The 672-nt window shown below is 67.0% G+C and carries 2 pseudogenes; both read left to right on the forward strand.

The window, feature by feature from the left end:
- Positions 1–252, forward strand: a pseudogene (locus EN780_RS36450) (transposase); the annotation flags it as partial.
- Positions 243–672: pseudogene (locus tag EN780_RS36455) on the forward strand (TniB family NTP-binding protein); the annotation flags it as partial. The pseudogenes EN780_RS36450 and EN780_RS36455, both read left to right, overlap by 10 nt.

Consider the following 672-nt stretch of genomic DNA (forward strand, 5'->3'; position numbering starts at 1 on the left):
GTCCTGCGGGAGCGTGGACTTGCGCTGGTCGACGAGCAGCTGATCTTCGAGACCATCGAGGCCCAGCGTGCATTGGTCGAAGACGCGACCAGGCGCACCAGGGCGGCGCGTCAACTGGTCGAGAAGCGCGACCGCGCGCTTCGCGCGGCGGGGCCAAGCACGCCGGCTCCGGCCGAGCCTCCGCAAATCGAGGATGACCGGCCGATTGATTGGAGCAAGGTGCCCCTCTTTCCCGTGGAGGAATGGTCGTGAGAGGGGAGGGGACATTCGAGCACCTCGACGACCGCTACCGCCGCTATGCCGCGCTGCCCGACGAAGAGCGCATTGCCTGGATCAAGGCCGATCGCTGGATCGGCTTCGATCAGGCGGAAGCATCACTTGTCCGCCTGAACGCGTTGCTGACCTATCCGCCGCGACCGCATGCCGTGCCTGCTGATCTATGGCGACACCGGCATGGGCAAGACCAAGATCGTCCGCAAGTTCGAGCGTGCGCACCCGGCCACCTTGTGCCAGTCGACCGGCGTGACCAACAGGCCCGTCGTCGTGGCCCAGGTGCCCTCGGAGCCAGTCGAGCGCGACCTCTATCGGGAACTGCTGGCCAGCCCGCAGGCTCCGGCGCTCGTCGGCGGCACGCTTGCACGGGAGAAAGACATCTGTCGTTCGCTGCTGCGC

Origin of the sequence: Mesorhizobium sp. M4B.F.Ca.ET.089.01.1.1 (assembly GCF_004022605.1) — a bacterium.
GTDB lineage: Bacteria > Pseudomonadota > Alphaproteobacteria > Rhizobiales > Rhizobiaceae > Mesorhizobium > Mesorhizobium abyssinicae.